At 72.7% G+C, this 3924-nt stretch carries 4 protein-coding genes; 1 reads left to right on the forward strand and 3 read right to left on the reverse strand.

Annotated elements, in window-relative coordinates; translation table 11 throughout:
- Positions 1-132: 132 nt before the first annotated feature.
- Complete coding sequence (locus AOJ26_RS21050; RefSeq protein WP_053849880.1) at positions 133-1317, reverse strand: glutathionylspermidine synthase family protein; 1185 nt, start codon at positions 1315-1317, stop codon at positions 133-135.
- 12 nt (positions 1318-1329) lie between these two features.
- On the reverse strand, positions 1330-1698 hold the full coding sequence (locus tag AOJ26_RS21055) for a hypothetical protein (protein WP_053849881.1): 369 nt from the start codon (positions 1696-1698) through the stop codon (positions 1330-1332).
- 136 nt (positions 1699-1834) lie between these two features.
- Between AOJ26_RS21055 and AOJ26_RS21060 the strand changes: the two genes are divergently transcribed.
- On the forward strand, positions 1835-2698 hold the full coding sequence (locus AOJ26_RS21060; protein WP_053849882.1) for a hypothetical protein: 864 nt from the start codon (positions 1835-1837) through the stop codon (positions 2696-2698).
- Positions 2699-2872: 174 nt separating this feature from the next.
- Here AOJ26_RS21060 and AOJ26_RS21065 read toward each other — a convergent pair.
- On the reverse strand, positions 2873-3924 hold a 1052-nt coding region (locus tag AOJ26_RS21065), incomplete at its 5' end, for a PLP-dependent aminotransferase family protein (RefSeq protein ID WP_053849883.1).

The raw sequence follows: 3924 nt of genomic DNA on the forward strand, positions 1-3924 counted from the left end.
CCCCCGGCCCCGTCCGGACGCCCGCCGGACACAACCGCGAGGTCATGGCCCCAGGGGCCCGCAGGACGCGTGCTTCGGCTCACCCGTGGCCGGGAGACGCCCCGCCTCCCCCAGCTCTCCTAATACTCCGCCTCAAAGAATCACGTGCGGCAAGAAGCGGGCGTACTCGTCCGTGATCAGGCCGGCGGACTCGCGGATGCCGAGGCCGGCCGGTTCGTCCTGCACGACCCAGGCGCCGAGGACCACGTGGTTGCCGTCGAAGTCGGGGAGGGGGGCGAGTTCCTGGTAGCAGCACGGCTCCTCGCGGGGGACCGCAGCGGTACCGGGCGCGTGGACCGTCACCCCGGCGCCCTCGCGGCCGAGCAGGGGCTTGGCGACGTAACCGGTCGTGGTGGCCAGGTGCCGGGGGCCGTCGAGGTAGGCGGGGAGGAGGTTGGGGTGGTCGGGGTACAGCTCCCAGAGGATCGCGAGGAGGGCCTTGTTGCTCAGGAGCATCTTCCAGGCGGGTTCGATCCACAGGGTGCTGCCGGTGCCGCCGCCGTTGTCGAGGGTGTCGAGGACGTGGCCGGCGAAGCGGTCCGTGGTGAGCCACTCCCAGGGGTAGAGCTTGAAGCAACTGCGGATGAAGCGGAGCTGGTTGTCGACGAAGCGTCCGGAGAGGGGGTCCCAGCCGATCTCCTCCATGGAGATCCAGTCGGTGTCCAGGCCGGCCTGCTCGGCGGTCTCCTTGAGGTAGGCGACCGTCATGAGGTCCTCGCCGAGTTCGTCGGCCGAGGAGTGCGCGAAGTAGAGCGGGCTGCCGGGCGGCAGGAGGGCGGCCTGCTTCTTCCAGGCGGCGACGAGTCGTTCGTGGAGGGAGTTCCACTGGTCCGCGCCGGGGAAGCGCTCCTCCATCCAGAACCACTGGGGTGAGGCGGCCTCGACGAGGGAGGTGGGGGTGTCGGCGTTGTACTCCAGCATCTTGGCCGGGCCGTCTCCGTCGTGACGGAGGTCGAAACGGCCGTAGACGGAAGGGAGTTCGGCACGCCGGTGCCAGGACTCGGCGACCGCCTCGGCCACGCGGGGGTCGGTGATGCCGAGGTCGGCGAAGCGGTTCGCGGTGACGATGTGGTCGGCGGCCGCCAGGCACATGCCGTGCAGGGTCTCGACGGTCTCCTCCAGCGCCTCCACCTCCGGGAGCGTGAAGGAGTAGTAGGCGCTCTCGTCCCAGTAGGGGCGCAGGGAGCCGTCGGGATGGCGGGTGAGCGGGTAGACGAGGCCCTGGGCCTCGACGGTGCGCTGCCAGTCGGGACGCGGGGTGATGGTGTGTCGGCGCATGATGCTCGGCCGTCAGCCGCCGGAGCTGCCCTTGCCGGAGCCGCCGTCGCCGTCCCCGCTGCCGAAGCCGCCGCGGTCGACCCCGCTGCCGCCGCTGCTGGACGAACCGCCGGAGCCCTTGCCGGACTTCTTGGTGAAGGAGCCGCCCTTGACCCAGCTTCCCTTCTTCTTGCCGCCGTAGTAGTAGGAGCCGTTGACCGAGGTGCTGGACTTGCAGTTCTTGTCGGCGACGACCCGGTAGCCCTTGCCGAGGGTGTAGCTGTCCCGGTCGACGCAGCGCTTGTCGGGTTCGGAGGAGCAGGCGGTCAGGGCCATGGCGAGCAGTCCCACGCCGCCGAGTGCGACCGTGCCCGAGCGAAGTTGCCGGCGTGCGTCCGCCATGTTCGTGTCTCCCCCTTGGTCGGGCCGTGGGCCCGGTGTGCGTGTGTCCGGCGGACAGCTTAGAGATCAGTAAGAGCTCTGCCCAAGGCAGCCCACCTCTGCGCCCCTCCCCTAAGGTCGCTTTGTGTTCTTTGGAATGGTGTGTGCTCTCGGTGCCTCGGTCTGCTTCGGCACGGCCACCGTGCTCCAGGCGATGGCGGCACGGGCCGCGGACGCGGGTGGCGGTGCCGACGGGGGGACGGCGTTCGCGGTGACGCTGTTCCTGCGGGCGGTGCGGCAGTGGCGGTATCTGGCGGGGCTGGCCCTGGACGGGGTGGGGTTCCTGCTGCAGATCGCCGCGTTGCGGTCGGTGCCGATCTACGCGGTGGGCGCGGCGCTCGCGTCGAGTCTCGCGGTGACGGCGGTGGTGTCGGCGCGGCTGCTGCGGGTGCGGCTGAGCGGGGGTGAGTGGGGCGCGGTCGGGGTGGTGTGCGCGGGGATGGCACTGCTGGGCGTCGCGTCCGGGACGGAGGGCGACCGGAGCGGTCCCGCGGCCCTGGGGTACGCGATGCTCGGGACGGCCCTGGCGGTGCTGGGACTCGCGCTGTGGGGCGGGCGACTGCCGGACCGCGGGCGGGCGTTGGCGCTCGGGCTGGGTGCCGGGTTCGGGTTCGGGGTGGTCGAGGTGGCGGTGCGCCTGATCGACTCGCTCGCGCCGTCGGCGCTGCTGGCCGACCCGGCGACGTACGCACTGCTCGTCGGCGGTGGCGCGGCCTTTCTGTCGCTGACCTCGGCGCTGGAGCGGGGGTCGGTGACCACGGCGACCGCGGGGATGGTGATCGGGGAGACGATCGGGCCCGCGCTGGTGGGGGTGGTGTGGCTCGGGGACCGTACCCGGGAGGGGCTGGCGTGGATGGCGGTGCTGGGTTTCGTGGTGGCCGTCGCGGGGGCGTTGGCCTTGGCCAGGTTCGGTGAGGCGCCGGAGCGTTCGAGTCAGCGATCCGAGCTGCGGATTCCGTGAGGGTTCCCTGAGTTGCTGCCGGCAGGGCTCGACAGGGTGAGCCGTGCCGACGGGAAGGGAACAGTCGGATTCGGCGGCGCTACCGGAAAGGACCTGTCGGAAGCCGCGGCTCTACCGGAAAGGACCTGTCGGATTCGGCGGCCCTACCGGAGGGAACCGTCGGATTCGGCGGCGCTATTCGGGCAGTACCGCGCACAGCGCCTCCAGCGCTCCCGACCAGGCGTGGTCCGGCGGTGTTCCGTAGCCCACGACGAGCGCGTCGCGCCGCTCGACGACGGCGTCGGGGTGCTGGTAGCGGTGCAGTCCGTGGATCGCGAGGCCCTGCCAGGCGGCCGCCCGCAGCGCCGGCTGCTCGGTGCCCGGCGGGAGCCGCAGCACCACGTGCAGGCCGGCCGCGATCCCGGTGGCGTGAACCCGCGGGGCCCGCCGCGCGAGCTCGGCGACGAGGGCGTCGCGGCGGCGCCGGTAGCGGAGCCGGGCGGCGCGCACATGACGGTCGTAGGCGCCGGAGGTCAGGAACTCGGCGAGGGTCAACTGGTCGAGGACCCCGCAGGTGTCGATGTCGCCCTTGGCGGCCAGCACCTCCTCCATGAGGCCGGGCGGCAGCACCAGCCAGCCCAGTCGCAGGCCGGGGGCGAGGGACTTGCTGACCGTACCCGCGTGGACGACGTGGTCGGGGTCCAGGCCCTGGAGGGCGCCGACGGGCTGGCGGTCGTAGCGGAACTCGCCGTCGTAGTCGTCCTCGACGACCAGTCCTCCGGTGCGGCGGGCCCACTCGACGACGGCCGAGCGGCGGTCGCGGTGCAGGGTGCCGCCCATCGGGAACTGGTGGGCGGGGGTGAGCAGCACTGCGCCCTGGTCGGTCAACTCCCGTGGATCCGTGCCGCGTTCGTCGAAGGGCAGTGGCACGGTCCGCAGGCCGGCGGCCGCGAGCAGGTTCCAGTGCACGTCGAGGCCGTAGGACTCCACGGCGACCGTGCGGGCGCCCCGGGCCCGCAGCACCGCGCCGAGGAGGCGCAGGCCGTGCGAGATGCCGGCGCAGACGAGGATGCGGTCGGGGTCGGCGCGCACCCCGCGGGCGCGGGAGAGGTACTCGGCGAGGGCGGTGCGCAGTTCGACCCGGCCGCGCGGATCGCCGTAGTCGAGGGCCTGGTAGGGGGCGGTGGCGAGGGCGCGGCGGGCGGCCTTGAGCCATTCGGCGCGGGGGAAGGAGGCGAGGTCGGGGG

Origin of the sequence: Streptomyces sp. NRRL B-24085, assembly GCF_001282115.1 — a bacterium.
Taxonomy (GTDB): domain Bacteria; phylum Actinomycetota; class Actinomycetes; order Streptomycetales; family Streptomycetaceae; genus Streptomyces.

Bases quoted from the DNA above. Each gene is read 5' to 3' on its own strand.
- AOJ26_RS21055 (WP_053849881.1), bottom strand. From the start codon at position 1,698: ATGGCGGACGCACGCCGGCAACTTCGCTCGGGCACGGTCGCACTCGGC.
- AOJ26_RS21060 (WP_053849882.1), top strand. From the start codon at position 1,835: ATGGTGTGTGCTCTCGGTGCCTCGGTCTGCTTCGGCACGGCCACCGTG.
- AOJ26_RS21050 (WP_053849880.1), bottom strand. From the start codon at position 1,317: ATGCGCCGACACACCATCACCCCGCGTCCCGACTGGCAGCGCACCGTC.